Origin of the sequence: Bacillus sp. G402, assembly GCF_051172515.1 — a bacterium.
Taxonomy (GTDB): domain Bacteria; phylum Bacillota; class Bacilli; order Bacillales; family Bacillaceae; genus Bacillus; species Bacillus altitudinis.
Genome location: NZ_JBPIZC010000004.1, coordinates 189,296 through 215,707 on the forward strand (window position 1 = coordinate 189,296; position 26,412 = coordinate 215,707).

General features: G+C 40.2%; 25 protein-coding genes, 1 pseudogene and 2 other annotated features. Of the genes and pseudogenes, 17 read left to right on the plus strand and 9 right to left on the minus strand.

Annotation, left to right across the window (positions count from 1 at the left end):
* Positions 1–12 precede the first annotated feature (12 nt).
* Entirely contained in the window at positions 13–1,176 is a 1,164-nt protein-coding gene (locus ACSBQP_RS16640; RefSeq protein WP_065460018.1) for an MFS transporter, read from the minus strand.
* A gap of 75 nt (positions 1,177–1,251) precedes the next feature.
* Here ACSBQP_RS16640 and ACSBQP_RS16645 point away from each other — a divergent pair, with 75 nt between their 5' ends.
* The 3 genes from ACSBQP_RS16645 (at position 1,252) to ACSBQP_RS16655 (ending at position 3,612) form a co-directional block, all read left to right on the plus strand.
* Positions 1,252–1,629, plus strand: coding sequence for an OsmC family protein (locus ACSBQP_RS16645; RefSeq protein WP_041090698.1), 378 nt, complete (start codon positions 1,252–1,254; stop codon positions 1,627–1,629).
* 65 nt (positions 1,630–1,694) lie between these two features.
* The gene (gene cax, locus ACSBQP_RS16650) at positions 1,695–2,762 is read left to right on the plus strand and encodes a calcium/proton exchanger (RefSeq protein WP_142154424.1); all 1,068 of its coding nucleotides are present in this window, start codon (positions 1,695–1,697) and stop codon (positions 2,760–2,762) included.
* A gap of 67 nt (positions 2,763–2,829) precedes the next feature.
* Positions 2,830–3,612, plus strand: coding sequence for a YfkD famly protein (locus ACSBQP_RS16655; RefSeq protein WP_017366830.1), 783 nt, complete (start codon positions 2,830–2,832; stop codon positions 3,610–3,612).
* A gap of 374 nt (positions 3,613–3,986) precedes the next feature.
* Here ACSBQP_RS16655 and ACSBQP_RS16660 read toward each other — a convergent pair whose 3' ends face one another.
* The 4 genes from ACSBQP_RS16660 to yfkAB form a co-directional block, all read right to left on the minus strand.
* Complete coding sequence (locus ACSBQP_RS16660; RefSeq protein WP_007496614.1) at positions 3,987–4,706, minus strand: YebC/PmpR family DNA-binding transcriptional regulator; 720 nt, start codon at positions 4,704–4,706, stop codon at positions 3,987–3,989.
* A gap of 132 nt (positions 4,707–4,838) precedes the next feature.
* Positions 4,839–5,240: a nuclear transport factor 2 family protein gene (locus ACSBQP_RS16665; protein WP_017358797.1), complete on the minus strand. Its 402-nt coding sequence runs from the start codon at positions 5,238–5,240 to the stop codon at positions 4,839–4,841.
* 100 nt (positions 5,241–5,340) lie between these two features.
* Entirely contained in the window at positions 5,341–6,177 is an 837-nt protein-coding gene (locus ACSBQP_RS16670) for a mechanosensitive ion channel family protein (RefSeq protein WP_025206933.1), read from the minus strand.
* A gap of 7 nt (positions 6,178–6,184) precedes the next feature.
* Positions 6,185–7,306: a radical SAM/CxCxxxxC motif protein YfkAB gene (yfkAB, locus tag ACSBQP_RS16675; protein WP_017358799.1), complete on the minus strand. Its 1,122-nt coding sequence runs from the start codon at positions 7,304–7,306 to the stop codon at positions 6,185–6,187.
* A gap of 147 nt (positions 7,307–7,453) precedes the next feature.
* Between yfkAB and ACSBQP_RS16680 the strand changes: the two genes are divergently transcribed.
* On the plus strand, positions 7,454–7,645 hold the full coding sequence (locus ACSBQP_RS16680) for an SE1561 family protein (protein ID WP_003218031.1): 192 nt from the start codon (positions 7,454–7,456) through the stop codon (positions 7,643–7,645).
* Between the two features lie 102 nt (positions 7,646–7,747).
* Positions 7,748–8,539: a delta-lactam-biosynthetic de-N-acetylase gene (gene pdaA, locus ACSBQP_RS16685; protein WP_039168013.1), complete on the plus strand. Its 792-nt coding sequence runs from the start codon at positions 7,748–7,750 to the stop codon at positions 8,537–8,539.
* A 33-nt stretch (positions 8,540–8,572) separates the two neighbouring features.
* Here pdaA and ACSBQP_RS16690 read toward each other — a convergent pair whose 3' ends face one another.
* The 3 genes from ACSBQP_RS16690 to ACSBQP_RS16700 all read right to left on the minus strand — a co-directional run bounded on the left by ACSBQP_RS16690 (position 8,573) and on the right by ACSBQP_RS16700 (position 10,704).
* Positions 8,573–9,067, minus strand: a complete 495-nt coding sequence (locus ACSBQP_RS16690; RefSeq protein ID WP_046526902.1) for a DUF2716 domain-containing protein — start codon at positions 9,065–9,067, stop codon at positions 8,573–8,575.
* Positions 9,068–9,100: 33 nt separating this feature from the next.
* The gene (gene corA, locus ACSBQP_RS16695) at positions 9,101–10,060 is read right to left on the minus strand and encodes a magnesium/cobalt transporter CorA (RefSeq protein WP_007496624.1); all 960 of its coding nucleotides are present in this window, start codon (positions 10,058–10,060) and stop codon (positions 9,101–9,103) included.
* A 131-nt stretch (positions 10,061–10,191) separates the two neighbouring features.
* Positions 10,192–10,704 (minus strand): hypothetical protein, encoded by a 513-nt coding sequence (locus ACSBQP_RS16700; RefSeq protein WP_017366836.1) that lies wholly within the window; start codon positions 10,702–10,704, stop codon positions 10,192–10,194.
* 433 nt (positions 10,705–11,137) lie between these two features.
* Here ACSBQP_RS16700 and ACSBQP_RS16705 point away from each other — a divergent pair, with 433 nt between their 5' ends.
* The 12 genes and pseudogenes from ACSBQP_RS16705 to ACSBQP_RS16760 all read left to right on the plus strand — a co-directional run bounded on the left by ACSBQP_RS16705 (position 11,138) and on the right by ACSBQP_RS16760 (position 24,472).
* On the plus strand, positions 11,138–12,007 hold the full coding sequence (locus ACSBQP_RS16705; protein ID WP_435028644.1) for a DNA-3-methyladenine glycosylase family protein: 870 nt from the start codon (positions 11,138–11,140) through the stop codon (positions 12,005–12,007).
* Between the two features lie 102 nt (positions 12,008–12,109).
* Positions 12,110–13,495: a 23S rRNA (uracil(1939)-C(5))-methyltransferase RlmD gene (rlmD, locus tag ACSBQP_RS16710; protein ID WP_435028645.1), complete on the plus strand. Its 1,386-nt coding sequence runs from the start codon at positions 12,110–12,112 to the stop codon at positions 13,493–13,495.
* 121 nt (positions 13,496–13,616) lie between these two features.
* Entirely contained in the window at positions 13,617–14,027 is a 411-nt protein-coding gene (locus tag ACSBQP_RS16715) for a DUF6508 domain-containing protein (RefSeq protein ID WP_435028646.1), read from the plus strand.
* A 26-nt stretch (positions 14,028–14,053) separates the two neighbouring features.
* Positions 14,054–14,572: a hypothetical protein gene (locus tag ACSBQP_RS16720; protein ID WP_129548164.1), complete on the plus strand. Its 519-nt coding sequence runs from the start codon at positions 14,054–14,056 to the stop codon at positions 14,570–14,572.
* A 133-nt stretch (positions 14,573–14,705) separates the two neighbouring features.
* A pseudogene (locus ACSBQP_RS16725) lies at positions 14,706–15,533 on the plus strand (MerR family transcriptional regulator).
* A 26-nt stretch (positions 15,534–15,559) separates the two neighbouring features.
* Positions 15,560–16,747, plus strand: a complete 1,188-nt coding sequence (locus ACSBQP_RS16730; RefSeq protein ID WP_435028647.1) for an MFS transporter — start codon at positions 15,560–15,562, stop codon at positions 16,745–16,747.
* A 213-nt stretch (positions 16,748–16,960) separates the two neighbouring features.
* Positions 16,961–17,791 (plus strand): DNA alkylation repair protein, encoded by an 831-nt coding sequence (locus ACSBQP_RS16735; RefSeq protein WP_056703342.1) that lies wholly within the window; start codon positions 16,961–16,963, stop codon positions 17,789–17,791.
* Positions 17,792–18,065: 274 nt separating this feature from the next.
* Positions 18,066–19,250, plus strand: a complete 1,185-nt coding sequence (locus tag ACSBQP_RS16740; protein WP_056703346.1) for a DUF1835 domain-containing protein — start codon at positions 18,066–18,068, stop codon at positions 19,248–19,250.
* A gap of 74 nt (positions 19,251–19,324) precedes the next feature.
* Positions 19,325–19,548 (plus strand) — a binding site (T-box leader).
* Positions 19,549–19,586: 38 nt separating this feature from the next.
* Positions 19,587–19,811, plus strand: a binding site (T-box leader).
* Positions 19,812–19,862: 51 nt separating this feature from the next.
* Entirely contained in the window at positions 19,863–21,782 is a 1,920-nt protein-coding gene (gene thrS / locus ACSBQP_RS16745; protein ID WP_272511855.1) for a threonine--tRNA ligase, read from the plus strand.
* Between the two features lie 172 nt (positions 21,783–21,954).
* The gene (locus ACSBQP_RS16750; RefSeq protein WP_429618084.1) at positions 21,955–22,524 is read left to right on the plus strand and encodes a hypothetical protein; all 570 of its coding nucleotides are present in this window, start codon (positions 21,955–21,957) and stop codon (positions 22,522–22,524) included.
* Positions 22,525–22,550: 26 nt separating this feature from the next.
* On the plus strand, positions 22,551–23,834 hold the full coding sequence (locus ACSBQP_RS16755; RefSeq protein ID WP_435028649.1) for a hypothetical protein: 1,284 nt from the start codon (positions 22,551–22,553) through the stop codon (positions 23,832–23,834).
* A 356-nt stretch (positions 23,835–24,190) separates the two neighbouring features.
* A complete protein-coding gene (locus tag ACSBQP_RS16760) occupies positions 24,191–24,472 on the plus strand; it encodes a hypothetical protein (protein WP_017366847.1) in 282 nt (93 codons plus the stop codon).
* Positions 24,473–24,528: 56 nt separating this feature from the next.
* Here ACSBQP_RS16760 and ACSBQP_RS16765 read toward each other — a convergent pair whose 3' ends face one another.
* Positions 24,529–26,037: a helix-turn-helix domain-containing protein gene (locus tag ACSBQP_RS16765; protein WP_394158134.1), complete on the minus strand. Its 1,509-nt coding sequence runs from the start codon at positions 26,035–26,037 to the stop codon at positions 24,529–24,531.
* Positions 26,038–26,412: the final 375 nt, after the last annotated feature.

Here is a 26,412-nt window from a genome sequence, read left to right on the forward strand (position 1 = left end):
TAGATCCTCCATTTAGTTACTTTCAACCACTGCCAGCGTCCTCCCAAATCGAACACAACAAAACACAAATAAAATCACAATGCTGACAAGGTAAAGTAAATTCATGCCCTCAAACGTCTGCACAAAGAATCCGCCAAGAACCGGACCGAGAATACTTCCTGCACTAAACGCCATCCCGCACATCAAATTCCCAGCAGGCAGCAGATGCTTTGGCAATAAGTCCGTCATATAACTGATGCCAAGTGAGAAGGTCGAACCTACAGCCATACCTGCGATAAAGAAACAGATCGCAACAGCCAAAACGGACTGAATGAAAATCCCTGCTAAAAGGAAAAAGAATGAACCGACGAGTGTCACAAATAAAATCATGCGTCGTCTGCCGAACCGGTCACTCAGCATCCCGAGAGGAAGCTGAAAAACAATACTCCCAATCGCAAACGCAGGTAAAATAAACGCAACAGCATCTATCGTCACCCCGCTTCTCAGCGCATACACAGGGAAGTTACTATTGAGTGTCGTTTCTAAAAAGCCGTAGCAAAACGGCATCATAAACGCTACCCAGCCAAATTGGAACGCCTTCTTGAAGCGCTTCAAACTATTTGTCTGCTCTGACGTCTGCATTTCACCTGTATCAGGATATGTATTTTTTAAAACAAACACAAGCAGCCAAATACACAAACTAACTGCACCAGACACAATAAACGGCAAGGATGGATTGATTTCAATGAGTGGTGTTAAAAAAGGGCCAGCGGCAAAACCGAGTCCAAAGGATAACCCATACAATGAAATATTTCGCCCGCGATTTCTAGATGATGAGGCATAGGTTACCCACGTCTGTGTGGAGAAATGAAGCATATGATCACCGATGCCAATCATCAGCCGCAAGAAGAACCAGACCACATAAGATTCAATAAAGACAAAGCTAAACAAACTTAAAAAGACAGCAGCGCCCCCAATGACGATCAATGGTTTAAATCCGAAGCGGCGCAGCGGCGCTTCCATAAAAGGAGACGCAAGCAGCACGCCGATATATAAACCGGTGGCATGCAGTCCGTTTAACGTCGGGGAAGTGCCGGCATGTTCGAAAATAATCGAAATAACTGGCAGTAACGCTCCCTGTGAAAAACCAGATACGGATACAAGTAAAATTAAAATCATAAAATGAATTCTCGACATAAGAAGCTCCTTACAAGTTCATGCTTTCATCGTACAATGGAACCATAGGGGTTTCAATAGAAAGGTGGAAAAGGAATGAAGCTGATATACGAAAATGATCGGTGGGTCGCAAATGCTGATCAAAGGCAGCTACATATTTCAGGAAATGAAGAAGCGGGATACAGGCCGTATCAATTGTTCACCTCGGCTATTGCGGGCTGTTTTGGAGAAATGGTCATTCATGTATGCCGGAAAAAACGAATATCCTATCAAGGGCTGACCATTACGCCTGAAACGACAAGAGAAGGAACTGTAAACAAAATCACTCATATTCATTTACATATGATCTTTGAAAGCATCAGCACCTCTGATGAACAGCTGGAAAAAGTAATGAAACTTGCGCTGAAGCATTGCTCCATGGTGCAATCCGTGAAAGGAACGATCGATATCACCCTTTCACACGAACGAATCTAAATGTATATGTTGCCGGCACTCACGAAAGAATAACAGTCAGATATGATGTAAAGGAGATTGGCTGTATGAATCGTTTGTTTCTTGTGATTGTCGCAATCGGTGTTCCATTATCTGTAATTGGCAGTTTTCTTCATTTTCCGCAGGCTGTCATGTTTGCCGTCTATTGTATCGCCATCATCGGTCTTGCAAGTTATATGGGAAGAGCGACAGAGAGTCTTGCCATTATAGCGGGACCAAGAATTGGCGGTTTGTTAAACGCTACTTTTGGAAATGCAGTGGAATTAATCATTTCATTTTTTGCATTAAAACAAGGACTCACCGCCATTGTCCTTGCTTCACTCACTGGCTCAGTGATCGGCAATTTACTGCTCGTGGCTGGACTGTCTTTTTTCGTTGGCGGATTGAAATTTAAACGACAAGAGTTCAATGTCCACGATGCAAGGCATAACTCTGGGCTGCTTATGTTTGCGATTATTGTGGCATTTGTCATTCCAGAAGTCTTTTCTATGGGGATGGCAGAAGATCGTCAATTTGTTTTAAGTATTGGCATTAGCATTGTGATGATTTTGCTTTATGTCGCAGCACTCTATTTCAAACTTGTCAGCCACAGGGGTGTTTATGTTGCTAAGCAAGAAATTGCGAAAGGGGGAGCCGCGACGGAAGAAGAGACACCAGAATGGTCTGGGAAGTTTGCCACGGCGATTTTACTCCTTGCGACAATTGCTGTGGCGTATATTTCAGAGCGGCTCGTCCATACATTTGACACGGTCGGAGAACAGTTTGGCTGGAGTGAACTGTTTATCGGGGTCATCATTGTTGCGATTGTCGGTAATGCAGCAGAACACGCTTCTGCTGTGATTATGGCGTATAAAAACAAAATGGATGTCGCAGTGGAAATTGCTTTCGGTTCCACGCTTCAAGTCGCCATGATGGTCGCACCGATCCTTGTGATCAGCTCTCTGTTTTTTGAAAAGCAAATGCCACTGATCTTCTCATTACCAGAGCTCATTGCCATGGCATCCTCTGTTTTACTGACGGTCATCCTTTCAAATGATGGGGATACGAACTGGTTTGAAGGTGCTACATTGCTCGCTGCCTATTTCATTATGGCGATTGGATTTTTCCTTTTATAATCTTTTGTGGATAAGGGACGTCTTTCGGGAAAATACTATGGAAAAATGAATGAGAAAGAGTGATGATATGAAAAAGATGCCCCGCATCATGTTTGTTGTTCTCTTATCCTTAAGTTTTCTATACAGCTTTCCAGCCGAGGCAGCAAAGCCGTTTAAGGTGCCATCGTCTGTCGCCAGTATCTCAAAGGAAAATACGTATCCAAATGCGTCACAAGATCAGCCGCTGCTCCAGCCGAGCGAGCTGACAGCCGAATTATTTAAAACAACAAGTGTACCAATTGAAAATACACATTTGATTAAAATGCTGAATGAATCCAGTATCTCAGGTACACCGCTAGCAGTTGGCTACAGGGCAACGATTTTTCTTGGAAGATGGGCACTCAGCTATGATTCAAACGAAACCGTCGCCAATTGGGAATACAAAAAAGTGAACACGAATCACATTGATAATAGAGGCGGAAACAAAACAGCCATCGGCAAATATGTGCAAAAGCAACAAGTAAAAGTAAGTGGAGGGCTCACAGCAAAAGTTCCAAACCCAGAAGATGTGAAAACATTGATGATGCAAAAAGCCATCCAAAAAACAAAACTTCCGCTCGCCTTCGACACAGTGATTGGTGCAGGAACAAAGCGAGATCAGTCTTACCACGTATCTCCGAAAAAAGCAGCAACCCTGCATGCATACGCTCCAGCCATTAACGAAAAAGGAAAGGTTACTTACGGAGAAGTGTATCTTGTGCTCAAGGGAAATAAACGCAAACTTGTCGTAAAAAATGTGACCTCACAAGGAATCGGCGCTTGGATTCCTGTTCAGGATCACCTGACGTTTGGGTTTCAAGGGATGAATTAAAAACAGTCATCTCCTCTTACCAAGGGGAGATGACTGTTTTTTGATTAAGATGTCCTATCTTTTTTCTTTTTCATTTCATGAATGTAAAAATCAAAGGCGTTATATAAAAACCATACAAAGAAAAGAAAGAGAAAGACTTTAGTGAATATCGTCAAATTGTTGAAAATTAAGCATAGGCCAATAAGAGGGAGGATCATAAAGCCATAATACGAAAACCACCATGTTTTAAAAATGAAACTCAGCTCCTTGGTTATTTGTGGAAACGACTCTTTCTTCATATTACATGGTCTTGAGTAGAACGTAAACCTTACCTAGACAATAAAAAAGCCAACGCGGAAGTTGAATGAATCCAACAACTACGATGGCTTAGCTGATTATTCCCCTAAATCCACATTATGATAAACTTGCTGCACGTCTTCAAGCTCTTCTAATACATCGATTAGTTTCTCGAATTGTGCTTTCGATTCATCATCTAATGTCACTTCGTTTTGAGGCAGCATTGTGATTTCAGCGACAGTAAATTCTTCTACGCCTGCCTGTTTGAACGCTTCTTGAACTTGATGGAATTGATCTGGTTCAGCGTAGACGATCACCGTATCATCTTCTTCCATAATGTCACGTACATCAATGTCTGCTTCCATTAAAAGTTCAAGCGTTTCTTCTTCACTTTTCCCCTCGACACCGATCACCGCTGTTTGGTCAAACATGTAAGCAACAGATCCACTGACGCCCATATTTCCGCCGTTTTTCCCAAATGCTGCACGAACATCAGACGCTGTGCGGTTGACGTTATTGGTCAGGGCATCAACGATCACCATAGATCCGTTTGGACCAAATCCTTCGTAACGCAGCTCATCGAAGTTCTCTTCTGCGCCGCCTTTTGCTTTTTCAATCGCACGGTCCACAATGTGTTTTGGGACACTATATGTTTTTGCACGTTCTAGGACAAAACGAAGTGCTTGGTTTGATTCTGGATTTGGCTCACCTTGCTTGGCAGCCACATAGATTTCACGCCCGAATTTTGCGTAAATACGACTTGTATTGGCATCCTTTGATGCTTTCTTTTCTTTAATGTTGTTCCATTTACGACCCATCTTATTCACTCTCTTTCAATTAGTAAATACACAGTATGAGGGTCCCCATGCTGCATGAAATCAATCTGCTTTCTATTATACATGAATCAGTCAAGAGGATAGAAGTAAGACGGCTGAAAAGAAAAGAATTCCTTAGCTGATATGTCCAAGTTGTTCAAGCGTCTTATTTTTCTCATGCGGTCTAGTCAGCTCATCACACCGAATGATTCTACCATCTAATAAAGTAAATAACGCCATCACATCTATTAGACCATGGTCTCCTGTGGACAGCTCAACATGTACAGTGTAACGAAAACACCCTTGCTGAGTCTCTTCATCAAACAACATATCATGAAAGGCGGGGATGTCGAGCTGTTTGGTCATGACTTTTAATGTGGAGAGATGCTTTTTAAATTCATCAAGGGAAGAGACCTTTCCATCAGTGACTTGCTGATAATCTGAAGAAAAATAAGTCTCCACCTTTTCTATATCTAATTGGATTAACACCTCTTGATACATTTGCTTAATAAAAAAAATCGCTTCAGTTTTTCTCAATGTAAACATCCTTCCTTTTAGTTAATTGGTTAACTATATAATATTATAATTAACCGGTTAACTAAAAACAATCAAAAAAATAACCCCATCACAAATGAGGTTATTTTGCAGGCTGTGGATAGACGAGATCCTCAAGCAATTTCACATCATGCTGATGAAGTTGTGTGATCATTTCTTTTCGCACAGCGAGGGCGGCTTCGAAGTATTTTTCATCCTCGACCATTCCTTTTACGGTGATCTCAATCCCGCGATTCAATTTATTGAGCCCCATAATGCCATGAACCTGAAAAGGTTCAATGGCGTTTTGGAATTCATCTTTTTTCAGTAAATCATGATGCATTTGATTTAACTGATCACATGCTGTTTCTAGCGCCTTGAAAGCAATATCAGGATTTTGGTTTGCGCTGATCAAGACTGACTCTGTGATACGCATGTAGTGCATATTGTAGTTTTGGATTTGACGAATGTCTCCGTTTGAAATGGTTAAAAGCTTGCCGCTCCATTCTCTAATTTGCAAAGACCGGAGACCAATTTCTTCAATGGTTCCGTTAAAAAGATTATTGACCGTCACATAATCACCTTTATGAATTTGCCTTTCATAAATGAGGAAGATGCCGGCTAAAATATCACGAATCAAGGTCTGAGCACCAAAACCAATGACAATTCCAGCCACACCAGCCCCCGCAAGAATCTTCCCAAAGTCATGAAAGAATAAAGAAATCACATATAAGACAAAACATATGGAAGCTGTATACTTTGAAACCGATTTGACCAAGCTCTCAATCGTTTTTTTCTTCTTGTCTTCAATGAATTCAGTGCGTTTAAAGAAAATCTGAAGCGCTTTGTTGATCATAAAGACGGCAAGCCAAAGAATGAGTCCAACAAGGAGAATTTCAATGTATTTGTTCTTGACCACTGTCAGAAATGTTTCGTCCATCTATCGGTTACCCCCTGGCTGTACGAGAAGTAAAATCAACATCTTGATAATAACTGTTTTTCACAAGAACATTCGGACCAAGGCATTGCACACTTGGGCAATGACAATTCAGTTCTTTTGCCAATTTTGTGTTCATCCAGCGTGTATAAGCTGATTGCAACGTATCGGTTTCAATATTTCCTAATGGCGGTGTATCGCCAAAGTCTGTCACAATAATATTCCCATCAAAAATATTCACATTCAACCGTGAACGGCCATCAGGGTCATTTCGTACTGTCACATTTTTCGCTTGACGCAATCGAGTCAAGAGGCGCTGGTCTTCTTCATCTGTGCTGCATGAATAAAATGGCAATGTGCCAAACAGCATCCATGTGTTCTCATCACGAACATCGAGCAGCTGATGAATCGCATCCCGCATTTGTGGAAGCGACAATGATTCAAGGGCGCTGGCAAAATCACTTGGATACATCGGGTGAACTTCGTGGCGCTGGCATTTCATCTCGTCCACGATTTGACGATGGATGTGTTCAATATAAGGAAGCGTACGCTTATTCAGCATCGTTTCAGCAGATACGGTTACACCCGCTTTCACAAGGGCCTGACTATTCTCAATCATGCGGTTAAACAATTTCTCACGCTGCTCAAAGGTTGGCTTTCGGTCCATCATTGCAAAACCAACCGTAGCAAACTCTTCGACCGTCCCCCAGTTATGTGAAATGTGTAGGACATCCAAGTATGGAATAATCTCTTCATATCGAGCCAAATCAAGTGTTAAATTCGAATTAATTTGGGTACGGACGCCGCGTTCATGGGCATACTTTAATAAAGGAACGACATATTCCCGTACAGATTTCAGAGACAGCATCGGCTCTCCGCCTGTAATGCTAAGGGAACGCAAGAGCGGTACTTCATCTAAACGGCGAAGCAGTAAATCGAGTGGCAGTGCATTCGGATCTTTTGGCTGCAAAGTATAGCCAACCGCACAGTGCTCACATCTCATGTTACACAACGTCGTTGTCGTCAATTCAATATTTGTCAGCTTCATTTCTCCGTAATCCTGCACATCGAGATAGGCTTCCCAAGGGTCGAATGCAGGTGTAATCGGACGAAGTGCTGTTTTTTGGTTCATGGTATCTATCTCCTTTTCATTCGGGCAAACATAGACCCGCCAACAGTTAATTTTAAGCCCCATCACCGTTATACGCAAGAGGGGACACAATTGATTTACAAAGGAAAAAAAGATAAGCTATAAACAAATGCTAAAGGGAGTGTATCTATGGGCAAGGCAGCAGACAGCAAAGAGCAGCAGGTTGATTATTTAAAGAACCGATTAGATATGTTTATGAATGTGATTGATTCATTAGATCCTGAATCCACAGACGTTGAGGATATAGACAGACTCATCCAGATGATTGACGACCTAGAAGCGAAATATGAACGATTTAAAACCGATTGGAAGGAAGAATAGCTCGCGCTGATGCGGGCTTTTTTCTTTAAATTGGCAGGTCAAAAAGTGTATGAGTACCCGGTATATTCTGCACAATAGAAGAAAAACCGGGAAGTGACGTAAATGAAAAAATGCATACTGATCTGTCTATGTGCGCTTTTTGTATCGATGCCTTTTTCAAACTTAGAAGCCGTGTCTAATCAGCCCATTCATTGGGGATTTGCTAAAAGCAAAGAGCACAAGCCAGCAGATGCCGGCAAGGAACTGACGACACTCTTAAAGAAATATGATGCTTTCTATTTAGGAAATACGAAAAAGAAAGAGATTTATTTTACATTCGACAATGGCTATGAGAATGGATACACACCCAAAATCTTGGACGTGCTGAAAAAGCATCAAGTACCCGGCACCTTTTTTGTGACTGGGCACTTTGTAAAGGACCAGCCCAAGCTCGTCAAACGTATGGCAGAGGAAGGTCATATTATTGGCAACCATTCCTATCACCATCCAGATTTAACAACAAAGAGCACGAAAGAAATCAAAGAAGAGCTAGATCGTGTCAATGAAGCGGTATACAAAATCACAGGAAAACAAGATAACCTCTACCTTCGTCCACCGCGCGGAGTGTTCAGTGAAAGGGTACTAAAGGAAACGAAACAGCTTGGCTACCAAACCGTTTTCTGGTCAGTAGCGTTTGTAGATTGGCACATCCACCATCAAAAAGGAAAACAGTATGCGTACAATCAAATGATGAAACAGGCGCATCCGGGTGCCATTTACTTACTTCATACCGTCTCAAGGGACAATGCCGAGGCACTTGATGATGCCATCACTGCTTTAAAAAAACAAGGATATACCTTTAAAAGCTTAGACGATCTCATGCTTGAAAAAGTATGGCATCTCCCTCAGCTATAGAAAAAAGCTTGCAGACACTGCAAGCTTTTTGACTTATCCTTCTCTTATTTTACGCTGGAACAAAAGGGGACGATGACGAGTAAAGGAGTCAATCAAGCCCTCACCGAAAATCGTGATGCTTTGCTCCCAAGGATGTCCTAGTAAACCCCAGGTCATCTCTTTCGATAAAAAGAAATAGTAATCCCCATTTGGGAGCACAGGAACTCTCCATTCTCCAAATTCATCTTTTTCAAATGAGCCGTATGGTGTGATCCAATAGCATTCGTGCTGCCAATCAAGTACCTGCATATATTCGCCGGTTCCGGTGATATTCTCCTGAAAAGACAGCAGTGCCTTCTTTTCAAGGTCTTCATCCGCACTTAGGAGAGAAGGGTCCTCGAAATAAGCAGAGATATCATATGTGATGTAAGGAGATGGTGCTTGAAAACCGGGAAAGCGAGAGATGCTTGGGTTAAATTTAAACTCTTGATCAAATGTTTTCCATGCGTACTTTAGTTCTTTGTCTGTCAGTGGAATCCAGTTTTCCATAGTATCTCCCTTTCAAGCACTTCTCTCAAAAAACTATTTGAAAATCCTAAACCATCCTTTATGTTTAAACCACAAAAGCATCCCTGAGACAAGCAAACCCATGAAAATCAGTACGCCAAAATAGCCATATTTCCAGTGTAATTCAGGCATGTTATCAAAGTTCATCCCATACACCCCAACAATAAAGGTTAGTGGAATAAAAATCGTCGAGACAATGGTCAGTGTCATCATGATGGCATTCATTCGGTTGGAATTTAGTGTTTGATAGCTGTCTCGTAAATCGGCTGTCATATCACGGTTTGACTCAACGATCTCTGTTAGTTTCAATAGATGATCATAAATATCATTAAAATATGCTTGCCGGTTTGCATCGCTTTTCATCATATTCGTGTTCACAATTCGATATAAGAGGTCCCTCATCGGGATAATGGTTCTGCGCAGTTTGAGCAAATCGGATCGAATACCGAATACTTCGTTCATTAATGTACCATACGTTTTATGCCCTTCTTCATCCTCGATTTCATTGAGCCTGTCCTCAATTTGATAAATAATAGGAAAATAATCATCGACGAGCTGGTCAATCAGCATATAAGCCATATGCTCTGGACCGCTCTCTCGTGCTTTGTCAGACCCTTTGAGCTTTCGAATGACTCGATCAATGTAGGGCGCTTCCTTCAAATGAAAAGTAACGATATAGTTTTCTCCAACAAACAGGTCGACTTCTTCAGATCGAAGTGTTTTTTGATTGAGGGCATGAAGGACGAAAAATAAATACCCTTCATAAAAATCAAGCTTCGGCCGCTGTAAATAATGGAAGCAATCTTCAATCGCAAGCGGATGGAACTGAAAAAATTCCTTTAACAGTGCTGCTTCCTTTTCCGTTGGCGCATAAAAATCAATCCAATACCAGGCAATATCGGGGCTTGAAAGCTGCTGCAATGTTGCATGTTCAATCAAGTCGCCGTTTTTTGTCACTGCAAGTTTTTTCAGCATGTGCACCCCTCCAGACTTGCATTATATCATGAAGCAGTAGCGGTGAACTTATACGTTTTCACCATAAAAAAGCCGATCTCATCGCTGAGATCGGTCCAATGTGCGTGTATGATTGATGGATAAAGCGAGAATTAAGGACGATGGAACGTAACGAATTTATTTTGACGGTCAAACCAGCCTCTAAATGCCCAGTTATCCCAGCCGCCATCGCCGTTGTTTTTAAATGTACCGCTCTCAAAAACCCAAATACCGTAAACAACATTACCAAGGTTAGCAGTAGCGAAAGTTTTCACGCCATTAAAGCGGTCTTCATAGTTTTGGCTTAGGTTAAAGACCATGACGTTATATCTGCCGCCAGCAGCATAGAATGTGCTTTCCATTACACCTTTAACGAATCCAGAACGGTTGGCATTTGCATTTACTGCGTTAATGATTGCATTGGCAATTCCAAGGACATCGAAATTGACGTTAACATTAGGACTAGCTGTCGTTCCAGCTTTACCTTCAGCAGCTTTGTTTAAAACAGTTTGCTGTAGTGTAGTAGAGACGGGTGCTGATGATGTTTTTTCAGCAGCGTCAGCGAATACTGGTAGTGTCGAAGAAACAGCAGTGGCAAGGGCAACAGAAAGAATTGTTTTTTTCATTGGTCGGATCTCCTTTGTTTTTAAATTTTGGGTCTTCTTTTAGTAAAACGTGAAACTAGGTAAAGCCGGTTATCAATGAGGTAAATATGTTCCTGCAAGATGAAACAAATGATTGCCTAATCCGCTAATTCCTTTGTTCACCTCCTTGATATGTCATAATTATACAAATATTTTTGAGATAGAAGATATCACCCATAGGTTCTATTTCTAATTTAAGGAAAAAGCTCCTAAAATGTTGAAGATTGCTGTCGAATTTTAGCTGAATTCGACTAAAAATTTTCATCTATCCAAAAGGAGAATGACCATAAATAAGGAAGATATAACTGATAAATTCTTGTACTCTTTATATTTAAAAGTATTCAATATAGAGAATCATTCATGCAAAGTGAAACAATCACATCTGCGTGTGTTGGCAGAAAGGAAGAGGGAAAACATGTGGGAAAAACACCTATTGGTTGAACCGCCCTATCACTTCGATCAAGTGCTGAGACGTTTGTCGAGCGATCCATTAAAGGCGGTCGATCTGGATAAAAGAGAAATCAAAGTACCGATGAGGCTGAATCATAAACCGTACATTGCAGTCGTTCAAGCGACAGGAACAAAAGAAGCGCCTTCGTTCCGGATACAGGCTAACGGGCCGGAGGAAGCCATCCTTTCTGAGGTGAAGCGGATATTTGGCATGGAGCATCAATTACATGCCGTGCATGACCATTTTGCTCAAACAAATCTTGCGCCCATTTTTGAACGTCATATCGGAACGCCGCTTATGCTGGATTTCCATCTATATCATTGCTTGATGAAATGCATCATTCATCAGCAGCTCAATCTTGCATTTGCTTATGAGCTGACGAAACGGTTTGTTCATACGTATGGTGAGCAAATCGACGGCGTCTGGTTTGACCCTTTACCGGAAACCATTGCATCACTTGAAACCGATGATTTGAGAAAACTGCAATTCAGTCAGCGAAAAGCGGAATATGTGATTGATGTCTCAAAGCGAATAGTGAGCGGCTCTCTGAATTTAGAAGAATTACACGACTTAACGGATATTGAAATTGAAGAACGTCTGCTTCCGATTAGAGGGATTGGACCTTGGACGGTGCAAAATGTCCTCATGAATGGGCTCGGAAGACCAAATCTATTTCCAACGGCAGATATTGGGATTCAAAATGCGATCAAACGTCACTTTGACCTGCCAGTAAAGCCAACAAAAGAAGAGATGGCAGTTTTAAGCAAGGAGTGGGCACCGTATTTAAGCTACGCTTCTCTTTATTTATGGAGAAGTATAGAGACAGATAAATAATTGAAAGGCATTTTCGCTCTTCGTCCAAGTCGTGATATACTATTCAGATGGAATAAAATGAGGACAACCGATAAAGGTTTAAATAGAACGGAGAGAATAAACGTGAAAGAAAAACAGCAAGGAGCCCTTCTGCAAAAGGGGCAGCAGTTCCCGCTTACCATTAAACGCCTTGGCATTAATGGGGAAGGGGTCGGTTATTTTAAAAAGCAAGTGGTCTTTGTCCCAGGTGCACTTCCAGGTGAGGAAGTAGTAGTTGAAGCAACGAATGTTCAAGCGAAATATGCAGAAGGTACGGTGAGGAAAGTTCGAAAGCGCTCAGAACATCGAGTGAAACCGCCGTGCCCAGTATACGAAGAGTGCGGAGGCTGTCAGCTTCAGCATTTGGCATACGAGCAGCAATTAAAGGAAAAACGCGATATTGTCATTCAATCAATGGAGCGTCATACAAAGCTGTCGGTTGAAAAGATCGACATTAGACCAACAATCGGTATGGAAGATCCATGGCACTACCGGAATAAAAGTCAGTTCCAAGTCGGAAGATCACATAGCGGCGACATCATCGCAGGGCTTTATGGGCTGAATTCCCATAAACTTGTCCCGATCAAAGAATGTATCGTACAGCATCCAAAAACGAACAAAACAACGGGCGTTGTCCGCAAAATTTTAGAGAAATTCGGCGTATCTGTCTACAATGAACGGACAAGAAAAGGCGACGTACGCTCGATTGTCGTGCGTGTCGGCTTTGAAACAGGTGAAGTCCAAGTCGTCCTTGTCACATCAAAACCTGAGTTTCCAAAGAAAAAAGAAATCGCCGAAGCCATTCAAAAACGTCTACCAGAAGTGACGTCTATTATGCACAATATCAATGGCGAAAAAACGTCAGTCATCTTTGGGCATAAAACATCGCTCCTAGCTGGCAACATGGTCATCCAAGAATTTTTAGGAGACGTCTCATTTGAATTGAGTGCACGGGCTTTCTTCCAATTGAATCCGAAGCAGACATTAAAGCTTTACGACGAAGCGAAAAAAGCGGCCAAACTGACTGGCAAAGAAAAGGTAGTCGATACGTATTGTGGCGTTGGAACCATTGGAATGTGGCTCTCAGATGGAGCAAAAGAAGTAAGAGGTATGGATGTCATCAAAGAATCAATTGATGACGCGAAGAAAAATGCCAAAAAACACGGCATGAAAAACGCAACTTATGTGACAGGCACAGCCGAACACTGGCTGCCAAAATGGGTCAAAGAAGGCTTCCGTCCCGATGTTATCGTCGTCGACCCGCCAAGAACAGGCTGCGAACGCACTTTCCTAGACACCGTCAAACAAGTCAAACCAAAACGCTTTGTCTACGTCTCTTGCAACCCATCTACACTAGCAAAAGACCTCGAATACATGTCAAAAGACTACAAAATCGAATACATGCAGCCAGTGGATATGTTTCCGCATACGGCGCATGTGGAGACCGTGGTATCGATGGTTAGAGTATAAAAAGTGAAATGAATAAAACGGTCCGTGATTTGAATACTGGCTTCTAGCTTGTAGGATCATCACGGACTTTTTTTACCAACTTATTCAGAGATGTCGATCAAAGGAATGGAGGAGGATGAGGTTGAGTCAATTTGAGATTCTAACTAACTATATCCCTTTGCTTCAGGGCAATGATATTGGTGAATGGGTCATAGATCAAGAAAATGATGGAACAGCGGAACACCCGATTCAGATGCCCTATGTGAATTATTCCGAAACGGTCCGTCGTTTTATCGAGGATGTCTATACATTTGCAGAACAGCATCAAGAACTGGAGATTACCCGCTATAGAGAGATCCTCAAAGAAAATGGAATTGAATGGGGAATGAACGACATGGAGGATGTGGACGTTTCCAATTTAAATTCGCAGTGTGTGCTGGCTCTCATCATGGGGGTTCTGAGAGCTGAACGATTTTGCGAGGGTGTCATACTCGATTTTTTTACAAACGGAGCTATTGTCAAGTGGCTTGAAAGATTGGAACGTTTGGAGTAAGAGAGACTAGATTTCGGGGTGATCAATTGAAAAACAAAACAGATGTAGCCCACATGTATCCTACTATGAAAATAGAAGAAATTGATCATATTTTATTATATGATCTTGATGCAATAAAAATGGAAAAAGAAGATGAACGTATAAAATTCATTTTACAAGATCCCTATTGTCCTGATAAACATCATATTCACAGTGTGTATGTCATCTATAAAAGGTCTATACTCAATTTACTTGAAGGTAGGATTCGCTCTATTCATAGTCATGAATTCATGACTGCTAAGAAAAAGGATCGAACGATTTCTATAGAAGATATAGAATATGTATTAGAGATCGCTACAGTTGTGGTTCTTGCAAGTGAAAATAATGGAATATTGACGAATTATTTTTATAGTGGAGTCGGACAAAGGTTAGATTGTATTTTTAATCTATGCTTAGGTTATTCAACAGATTTACAAAAGAAAGAGCATAAAGTAAGTTTGCAACGATTTATGGATGATATAAAGATTGTTGAAGCGATGGGATTGTTAGAAAAAATAGTAGGATAATGAGCAAAACCTAGATTTTAGAGAAATCTAGGTTTTTTCGTGCTTTTGAAAAATTTAATCAACTTCGTGTTGACCTTCCCCTTAACTGAAAGGTTTATACTGTGATCAGATCAACAAATCGGAGGAGATCAGGATGTTCAAAATCGGTGATTTTTCTATGTTAAGTAAAGTCCCTGTCAAAACCTTAAGGTATTATGACCAAATTGATTTATTAAAGCCTCAGCAGATCGATCAAGATTCGGGATACCGTTATTACTCAGCTGAGCAGTTACTTGAGGTCAATCGAATTTTTCTTTATAAGGAATTAGGTTTTACGTTAAAACAAATGGGGCAGCTTCTTCGTGAAGATATTTCGGTAGAGCAGATTCAAGGCATGTTTCTCTTGAAAGAGAGTGAAATTCAGCAATTGATCGAAAGAGAACAACAGAAATTAGCCCGTATTAAGGAGCGGATGCACCTCATCAAACGAGAGGGTTGTGTTGAAAAAGAACAGGAGGTCATCATCAAATCGGTTGAAAGCAAACGCATCATGTCTTTTCAATCCAACGGAACTGTTGATGAGATCCCATCATTCTTTCAAACGTTTCATCATTTGTTACATAAACACCCGCAAGAATTGAACTAAGAGCCACAAATCGTGCTGTGGAGGGAATCACTTGCTAAAGAAAGTGAGTTCGAATTTGAGGTTGGGTATTCCGCTAAAGCGTTAAGGGGCTCTCTTCCTCAGGGAATTACGATGCGCACGTTACCAGCTGAAGAAACCATGGCGACACTATTATTTCATTCACAATCCCCATTTGCACAAACTGCTTGTGTTGACCTGGCGACATGGATCGAACATAACGGATACCGCGTGAAAGATGATCAGCCGGGCCGAGAAATCTATTACCCATTGTCAGAAAATGAAGAAGGCAGACTCATTGAAATTCAAATTCCTATTAAAAATGAAATCAAATCGTAAACATGGCCCAAAGGAGAAACGTCACGATGCAAAATAAAACCGTTGTCTATTTACTTGCTTTAGCAGCTTTTTTAATCGGAACGATCGAATACATCATTACTGGCATTATTCAAATGGTCGCACATGATTTACAGGTCACGACATCAGCTGCTGGTTTATTGGTCACATCCTTAGCGCTCTCAGCAGCAATCGGCGCACCGATTGTCATTGCACTAACCATCAATATGGACCGCAGAAAAATATTAACATGGGCGCTGATCATTTTTATTTTAAGTAACTTTATCACAAGTATCAGCCATTCGTTTGAAATGGTCATGATCACAAGAATTTTACAAGGAATCAGTGGGGGAACGGCGATTGTAGTGGCAATGGCTGTGGCCACTCGTCTTGTGGAACGAGAAAAAAGAGGAACAGCCATTGGCATCATTTTAATGGGATTAAGCAGCTCCTTGGTTTTAGGCGTTCCAATCGGGACATTTCTAAGCAGTATGATCGGATGGAAAGCATTATTCGCAGCCATTGGAGTGATCATGCTTATTCCGCTGATTGTGGTGTATAGGCGGATCCCTTCTATGAAAGAACAAGAACCGGTGACGCTTCGTATGCAATTATCGATTTTAAAAGACAAGCGTATATTACTTGCAGTGGCAGTGACGCTATTTTATGTAGGTGGATATTCCACGTTATTTACCTATTTAACGCCCTTCCTGCAAGCATCAGCCAACCTTAGCATTACAGAAATCAGTGGCATTTTGTTACTAGCGGGAATATGCAGCTTTTTGGGATCAAGCCTTGGAGGGATGGCAGCAGATAAAAAAGGACCCATCTTCACGATTTTTTCTGGCATCATCTTGCAAGTCATGATGCTCATGCTACTAGCATTTGTCACAGGGAATCTCGTGGTCATGGTGGCTGTTATCATGATATGGATGATCGCAACATGGAGTACATCACCAGCTCAGCAGCTATATCTAGTAACCCTTGTTCCAAAATCTCCTGATATCGCATTAAGTGTTAATACATCATTTATTCAATTCGGATTTGCTTTAGGATCGGGGTTAGGGGGGATTGTGTTGAGCAGGACATCTATATTGCACCTGAGCTGGATCAGTGCTGGAACGGTTCTTCTCGCTTTACTCATGACCATCTTGATGGTGGCGTTTGACAGAATCTCTCAGCAGAAGAGTTTGAAGGTGATCGAGCAAGGAAGGTAACATAGATTTACTAGTATTGAGGGAACTACTTATTTCGGTAGTTCCTTTTTTGATTTGAAGAATGCACCAGTTGAGAAGTTTATTTGCTACAATAGGAGTAAATATCCAAAGAATGAAGGGATCAATTTCACACTAGCTTTTTAAGGGTGAATAATAAATTATTTTAAAAATGTATGTCAAACAAAAGTACTACTAGACAGGAGAGAATACATAATGCCAATAAGTGAGAAGATCATCAATCGTAAAGGCGCTCGAAAGGGGAGTGACATTCCTCATGACGTCTTGATTCTTTTGAATCAGGGAGAGTTAGAGAGTGTCAATTTAACTGAATGGCTGGCTGTCAATCATGTGACTCTATTACAGCATGTTTTGCCGTCCATTGGTTTAGACAAACATTTAATCGATCTTTCAGCAGAAATCGCCAAACAAAAAGCGGAGTCAGGCATGAAAGCGATTCGTCTTATCGGTCATTTGTTAGATGAAATGCTGCAGGAAGAAAATGAGGAAAAAAGAGTGGAAGTCATACAGGCATGCAGTTGTCACATATCTGATAGCGTCCGCTGCTGGGCTGCTTATATGAACAAACAGCATTCATCCTCTTTAGAAGAGAAACTAGCGTACATTCAGCCATTTGCAGCTGATCATCATTTTGGTGTACGCGAAATTGCTTGGATGTCAGTGAGAGAAAGTCTAAGTCAGCAGCTCGATCAAAGTATAGAATATTTAACAGAATGGGCAAAAAGTGAGGATGAAAATATTCGTCGATTCTCTGTAGAGGCAATCCGTCCAAGAGGTGTATGGACAAAGCATATTGAGTTATTAAAACAGGAGCCAGAAAGAGCACTGCCAATTCTAAATCACCTCAAATCTGATCCATCAACATATGTTCAAGATTCTGTAGGAAACTGGCTGAATGACGCTAGTAAAACACAGCCTGATTGGGTACGAAACCTGTGCGAACAGTGGTCAATGGATTCTGATACAAAAGCGACTAGCAGAATTGTTAAGAAAGCCAAAAGAACGATTGTGAAGGGGAATTTGTGAATTAGAGCATGATCTACATTCCTTTTATGAGGAGATTTCTATCGATAAATCAATCGGAAAGAAAGTCTCAGAGAGTTGTACGCAAATGGCCCCATTTCGTGGGGCTTTTTGTTTTTCGTAAAAGTCTAGCTTCCACTGTTCTGCCATGATTACTTCTGTAAAGATCTAATCATCTCCTTGTCATACTTTTGAATGAAATTGACTCAATAGAATTGACGAAAGAACCATGAATAGGTGAAGATGAAATAAAATGTAAGATAAAGGGAGACGAATGATGATACATATCATATTTGGGGCGGCAGCTGCCGGTAGTTTAAAACAAGCAATACGTGAAATGAAGCAAAAACAAATAGATGATGTCATCGCTTTTGATGATATCTATTCAATTGGACCACTTCTACATTTACACGAACATGAAGGACAAGCGAACCGTATAGAATGGCTGCGTAATGTGATGTCAAATGAATTTGGCTATTTTGACGACATGGTCAACGATCAGCATAGAATGCTTCAGCAAATAAAAGAAATAAAAGCTGGCAGTCGTATACTCATCTGGACAGGCAGTAATGCACATGAGCAAATTGCCTTGCGATATGCCATCTATTTATTAAAAGAGAAAAGCATTGAATTGTCTGTAATCAATATAACGACAGCATTTGATCAGCTGTTCAATACGAATACAAGAAGAATGATCCTTCGACATTCCGGAGAAATCGCATCTGAAAAATTTAAAATTTTGTATGAGAGTAAAGAGCATATTCACCCAGTGACAAAAGAAGAAAGAGAAAGATTACAAAACGAATGGCTTTCACTTGCTAAAGAAAATCATATGCTGCGGATATGGCAAAAAGGACAAGTGATCAGCGTACCAGAAGATGAATTTGATGCTTATTTAGTGAAAATGGCTAAGCGGCTTCATCAGTCCGCGCCAGAAGAGGAGTATATCGTCACTCCACGCTTAATAGGAGAAGTCATTGGTCATTTAGATCAGTATATCGGCGATGATTTTATTGAATATCGATTGAAGACATTAATTGATCAAGGGATGTTTGACATGAAAGGAAAAAGAACTTCCATGCGTTATTACTCGATTAAACTGACAGAGTTCGGTCAGAACTTCAAAAAATGGGTGTGCTGTCGAGAGTTTGAGGATCATCCTTTTGTGAAAATTGAAGGAGATTACGGTGGTGAACCTTTTCATTGCGGGCATTGTCAATGTCATTTAGAAAGAGATGATGTACCAATGAGTGATACCCTTTTCTCAAAGTTATGGAATTGGAATATACAGTATGGCCGCTGGTTTGACGAAGAAACCGATGATTTGCTGCCAAATGGTGTAGACATGGAAAGAAAGTTCAATCAAGAAGGAGAGCGAATCACTGAAGAAGTGAAACGAGCCTTATCTCCTGCGTTTCAAATTGAATACAGCCCAAGTGAATACACACAATATTACATTTAAAGAATGAATTTCGTTATCACTGCACAAAATAATCCTTTACATGATCCATCATCATCATGTAAGATATGGAGAAATTAAAAGCGAAGAAAAGGACATGAGCCATTTTTACTGGTTACCAGAGAGGGAAGTGACGCTGAAATCTTCCTAACACAGAAAAATGGTCTTACCACCTTTGAGCTGTATTGGAGAAATTACAGTATCCAATACCGTTTACGCCACGTTACGGCACCAGAGCCATAAAGCGCATACGCATTATGGGAATTTGGGTGGAACCACGGATCACACATTCGTCCCTTTATGAGGGATGGGTGTGTTTTTTTTGTTTACTTTTATAGCATGATTGCTTTGAAAAGGACATGAGCAGCTTTTATCGGTTCACAGAGAGGGAAGTCACGGTGAAATCTTCCTAACGCAGAAAAGCTATCTTACCACCTTTGAGCTGTATTGGGGAACATTACAGTATCCAATACCGTCTACGCCACGTTACGGCACCAGAGCCATAAAGCGAATACGCGTTATGGGAATTTGGGTGGAACCACGGATTACACATTCGTCCCTCTATGAGGGATGGGTGTGTTTTTTTATTTCAAAAAAGAGAAAGGTGTGTCAGTGATGAGAGAAAAAATGGTGAAAATTCAATTTCCAGATGGAAAGATCAAGGAGTTCTCCGCAGGTACGACTGTCGCAGAGGTTGCCTCCCATATTAGCCCAAGTTTAAGAAAAAAAGCAGTAGCGGGAAAGATCAATGATCAGACAGTGGACTTAAGTTATCCGTTAAACAACGATGCGGGGCTCTCGATTCTAACACTTGATTCAAAAGAAGGGCTGGAAGTATTACGTCATACAGCTGCACATGTATTAGCCCAAGCTGTGAAAAGGTTATATGACAATGTGACACTGGGGATCGGACCTGTCATTGAGAATGGATTTTACTACGATATGAAGCTGAATCAAACGTTAAGCGTAGAGGATTTGGCAATGATTGAAAAAGAGATGAAAAACATCATAAACGAGAATCACCTAATTCAAAGAATGGAGGTCTCTTACAAAGAAGCTGAAGTGATGTTTGCACATGATCCATATAAACTGGATATTTTAAAAAGTCTTCCTCGACAAGAAGCCATCACGATTTATCAGCAAGGAGAATTTATAGATTTGTGCCGTGGACCTCATTTACCTTCTACAGGGTATTTAAAGGCATTTAAATTAACACGTGTGGCAGGGGCTTATTGGCGGGGAGATAGCAATCAGGATGTCTTGCAGCGAGTGTATGGTGTAGCGTTTCAGCATCCAAATCATCTAGCTGATTATCTTCATTTCATGGAAGAAGCAAATAAACGTGATCACCGGAAATTAGGGAAACAGTTATCCCTCTTTATGTTTTCAGAAGAAGCGCCAGGCATGCCGTTTTATTTACCAAAAGGTCAGATTGTCAGAAATGAATTAATGACCTTTTCTAGAGAAGTGAGAGGTCAAGCGCAATATGAAGAAGTAAGTACTCCATTTATGATGAACCAAGAACTTTGGGAAAAGTCAGGCCATTGGGATCATTATCATGAGAATATGTATTTCTCAGAAGTAGACGATACAAGTTTTGCTTTAAAGCCGATGAACTGTCCAGGGCATATGCTCATGTTCAAAAATAACTTATATTCCTATAGAGACCTTCCGATTAGAATGTCTGAATTTGGTCAGGTGCATCGTCATGAATTCAGCGGAGCATTAAATGGATTGTTCAGGGTCAGAACATTTTGCCAAGATGATGCCCATATTTTTTTAAGAGAAGATCAAATCGAAGCTGAAATCAAACGGATTTTTCAATTAGTTGATTATGTGTATCGGACATTTGGTTTTGAGTATACAGTCGAACTATCCACTCGTCCAGAAAAAGCATTAGGGGATGACGCTATTTGGGATATATCCGAAAAAGCGCTAAAAAATGTGCTTGATCAGTTAAAGATTGACTACCATTTAAATGAAGGAGATGGGGCATTTTATGGTCCGAAGATCGACTTTCATATTCAAGATGCACTAAAGCGGAGCCACCAGTGCGCCACAATTCAGCTGGATTTTCAAATGCCAGAGAAATTTGATTTAACATATATCAACGAGAAAAATGAAAAGGTGCGGCCAGTTGTCATTCATAGTGCCATTTTTGGTTCACTTGACCGGTTCCTTGGTATTCTCATTGAACATTTTGCCGGCGTCTTCCCATTATGGCTCTCACCAATCCAAGTACAAATCATACCTGTCTCAAGCGTTCACCTTGATTACTGCATAGAGGTGCAGCAGCAATTAAGAAATATCGGAATTAGAGTCACAATCGATGAACGGGATGAAAAACTCGGCTATAAAATGAGAGAAGCGCAAATGCAAAAAATTCCTTATATCGCTGTCATTGGAGATACAGAAATGCAAGAAAAAACACTGAACATCAGACAACATGGAGAAAAAATGTCAAAGCTGCTCTCTATTGATGACTTTAAACACCTGGCAGCCCAGCAAATAAAAGACAGAACAGCTCAAATATGATGTGCTGATTTCATCAAGAAGGATAAGACGTTCATTGAATGGTGGGCGTCTTTTCATTTGTGAAAAAGCCGAATTGACAATTGAAAGGGAAAATATTGAAACATTTTTTCAATAACATCGTAATAGAGATAGAGCGCTTAACAGAAACATTTGAAACGAGGAGGAGTATTGTATGGAACAAGCTGCATTAAAAAAGATGAGGTCAAAGCAAATAGTCGTTTCTAATTTAATAGCCGGCATCATAATCGTCGCTTTTTTTATCTTGCTTCAAATGTCTGACATTCGATTTACACATTTCTTTCTTTGTTTAGGAATTATTATGCTCCTTCTAAGTATTTATGGTTTTATTAAAAAAGGATCAACAAAGTCTTTCATTCCCCTTTTCGAGCAGATAGCCATTTATGAAAAAGAAAAATTGGGGGAAGAGTGGGAGAAAGAAAAGAAGGCAGAAAATATTTCAAGAGTAGTATTAAGTGGTCTGATGTTCCTTCAGTCATTCAGCTTCCAAGATGTAACAAATCCATTCTTAAACATACAACCTATGCTTTTAATTTTCTTATTATTTGTAACTCTAGCCCTTATTAATTTAAGCATGCTTTTTCGCTTTAGAAAAATCGACCGGTCGACTGAAGAGCATGAATTAAAAGGCTTTACAAAGAAAACAAACATGGTGTCAATGGTTTTAGGATTATTAACAGCGATCGTTATCTTCGGCTTTATCGTCATCTTTGTTCTTCCATAAGACTGAATCATTTTGAGGTGAAATAAATGAATGCAAACATACAACAACTGATCGATCAGACAAAGACGAAATTTGGCTTAGATCTTTACTATCTAAAAAGACACAGTTTTCATCGCTACGTCAATATGTTCAATGAAACGGTGTATACATTGAATATGGAATGGTTTCCCTCCCATGAAACGGAACCCGAGGACGATGATCTAAACCCAGACGGCACAGCTGTCATTGAAGTGAACTTGAATACAGGACAGACCGAATCAGTTATTTTTGTTATGGACAAAACCTATGCGCAGCATGGTGTCACGTTTAAGAGACCTTATCCAGCTCATGTCATTCAATGGATCGAACAAGAAACAGGATTGATCTATGGAGAGCATTTTCATATGCATCTGAAGGAGAAAGGGGAACTTTCTTTCGAAGAAGCAATAGATGGTGTGAAAGTAACACCTTCAGGCAGAATCGAAGTGAAATGGAATGAACATGGACAGCTCATGTACTTTACACACCACGGTCCATTTTTAGCCAAAACATTACTGAAAGCTGAGGAATATGTGCTTTCCCTTGATCAGGTGGAGAACTTAGCTGAGCAGCAAGTGCAGCTGTTTCAATGGCCTTCCTTCGAGCACAATCAAATCCGGTCTATTTATGCGTTAGAAGAAATCTATGTGAAGAACGATGGAACAGGAACTCTTCCGTTTGAAATTGGGCGTGAAGAAACGCATTGTATACACATGAATGAAGTCATTGAGTGGAATGAACCGATAAACAGTGCCTTTGAAAAAAAAGAAATGGACATTCATGAGAACATTTCAGCTGAACAAGCTTTCTCATTGGAATCATCACCAGATTCCCTCCCGATATCAAAAGAAGACCAGGATGAGTGTATCAAAGCAGTCTGCACCTTCTTGGCGCAAAAATATCCAAAGGATACAGGAAAGTGGGTTCTAAAAACACTCCAACGTGATCACGGATACATCCATGCGATATTAAAAACGAATGAACAAGAAGGCTGTGGATTTATGGATAAAATCAAGGTCTTCATTGATGCCAACACTTTTGAAGCCATTAATTACATAGATAAAAAAGAGATGTTTCAAGTATGTGGGATACTCAATCCATCTCAAACAGCTAGTGAAATCACCATAACTCAGAAACAAGCCTTTGAAACATTGAGAGAACGCCTCGAACTTATACCTATCTATGTCTATGACGATGTGCAAAAACAATATGTTTTATGCGGCAGGCTCGATTGTCATGATGGCATTGATGCAGTGAGCGGCGAAGTGTTCTCTTTGACAGACCTTTCATAACTTCCAAAAGAACAGTCAGTGCTGTTCTTTTTTTTGTCCCATCTCCCTCTTTTTTGCAGAAAAATGGAATATTGTAGCAGGAAGTTGTCGTTTCATCACGAAAGAAAACAGGTAAGAATATGATCATAGGTCCATTGTTTGGATTCGTGGTGGAGTCAATGAGATGACATAGGAAACGTTATACATATTAAACATTAGTGACAGTACAGTTGATCTACAGTATCAAGTCTAAAAAGTGAGTGATCATGTCTCAAGCCGTATGCGAAAATACGTGTACCGAGATCATATGATGAGTTGGTTCCGTTTGTTTTTAGGTGAGTTTGAAGCCAAGTTAGAAGAAAGTGAGGATATCTACCTTGAGTACATTGGAAGTGTTTCGTCAGTTTTTGGTTGACCATTATCCTGCGTTACAAGATGAGCTTTGGCTGAAAGATGTTGATACCCTTCGAATCTCTCCTATTCTTCATCCTTTTCTGAAAAGCAAGCTGCCAGATGGGATTGAAAAATTCACTTGTGTCCTATTCACGCAGCAAACAGATCAAACCACTGCCCCGCTCAAAGTATACCTTCTATTAGATGAATATGGGCAATCGCTTTACGCCATTGATTTGATGAATGAACAAATCGTGCTTCATTAATACAGAACCAAAAAGCTGCTTGAGAATGTCTCAGCAGCTTTTTTTTATGATGAACATTAGTTTGTCATATCAACCAATCTGCGGTGCAAGTTGTCCAATTCTTTTTTTGTTGGAAAAGAGCTGATCAGCAGCGTGGATCGCCCGAACTGAAGAGGAAGCTCAGTATCGGTCACAATCATATCAATCCCAAGTTGATCCATCGTGACATCATTTAACGTATTTTCTGGACTTGTGAAAATGTGAATGAGAGGAGGCACACTTAATTTAATTAAATCAGCAATAAACAAACTATGATAATAGCCTAATGTTGAAGTAACAAAAATGTTCAGCGCGTTTCTCCGTTCCATCTCCAAAAGAACAAGTCCTCTCCATGAAGATGTAATGATACGAATCAATTCCCGTTCATTTTTCACAAAAGAAGCGAGGATATCGTCTGTTTTTAACTCTTGGATGATATGACTAATCCTCGAATAGAAGTAAGGAAACTGTTTTTTCACCTCTGATAAATAGCTCGATTTCTTTTTGAAAAGGAATCCATCTCTCACGGTAATTTCATTGGAATACACATAATATTGGAGAAGAACGAGTGTCATCACCTTACGATTCGCTATTTCTTGATGAAAAATCGACTCCAACTGGGTGATAAATGAATGAATGGCATCATAGAGGCGTGGTGTATGCGACTGAAAGAACGTCAATTTTTCTTCGACAGACTCAATTGATTTAAAGTGTCCAATAGCTGGTTCGATCAATAGCAAAAAGACAAATTCATGATGATCCAGCGTCACATCAAATACGTCTTTGGCCATTCGGCAGATGTGCTCTTCCCATCTTCTAATTTGATCATAGATTCCTTTAGCTGTAGAGGTTTGTTTTTCTTCATTCATTGAGTATGTATATTTACGGCTGATTGTAAAACCTTTTCGCATTCGGTGAATGGAAACGCCGAGCCACAGGCAGTATTTATCTATCGCGACATCTGGTACATTGACTTCGAGCACCTGAAATAGTTCTTGTAATAAATTCACTGCGTCTTGTTTTTGAATATCATCAAATGGCCAAAGGCGGCTTCCATACACTTCAAATAAAAATTCAACAAAGAATTGACGAATCTCCTTTTCATTTCCATGAAACTGCATACTATCTGGGCGTAACTCGATGTCATAGGATGTAAGGATCGAGTTGATTTTATGAATTGTGTTATACAATGTGGATCTACTGATATTAAGCGTTTCCATCCATTCATAGAAAGATCTGTTTTCTTCAAAAAAAATGCCGTCAATCAATCGAATTTCAATCGTATCCTTTAGAATTTCTTTGATATAGTAATCCACTCGTATCGTCTGCGTATTACAAATGGATATGCCTTGTCTTGGCTTTATGTGGATTAACGCTTCTCCATTCTCTGTTTGGAACGATTTCATTTGTTCTAAATCGCTTTGAATGGCTCGAACAGAACCGATATGTTCATTCGATATCTCTTGAAGGCTCCACCACTTATTTTTGGATACAAGCAATTTTAAAATGTTTATCCATCTCTTTGATTTATTATCAATGAGCTCCATCAAACAACTAACTCCTTCCTTTAGCTTGCCTCTATATTATGAAGTTCACTTAAAGAACATTTGATTCTCAAAATAGGCATGAAATGATTGTAATGTTTAGGCTAAATCGTTTTGTCTTCACTTTTCATGATAAAAGAGAAAAAAATTAGACGAAAACAAATGTTATGCCCTGATTCTCCATATTTTTCTATTGAAAGGTGATAAATATGCCAAGAATCCTATAAAAATGGATCATTTTAGATATTTTGTTTATTTTTTTGCTGTTGAAACGGTAAATGTAAGAATAAAAAGCATCGGCTTTTTGATTAACATATGGAAGGGAGTAGAAGGAATGCGATCTATATGATGCTGAACTATCTCACCATACATACCATA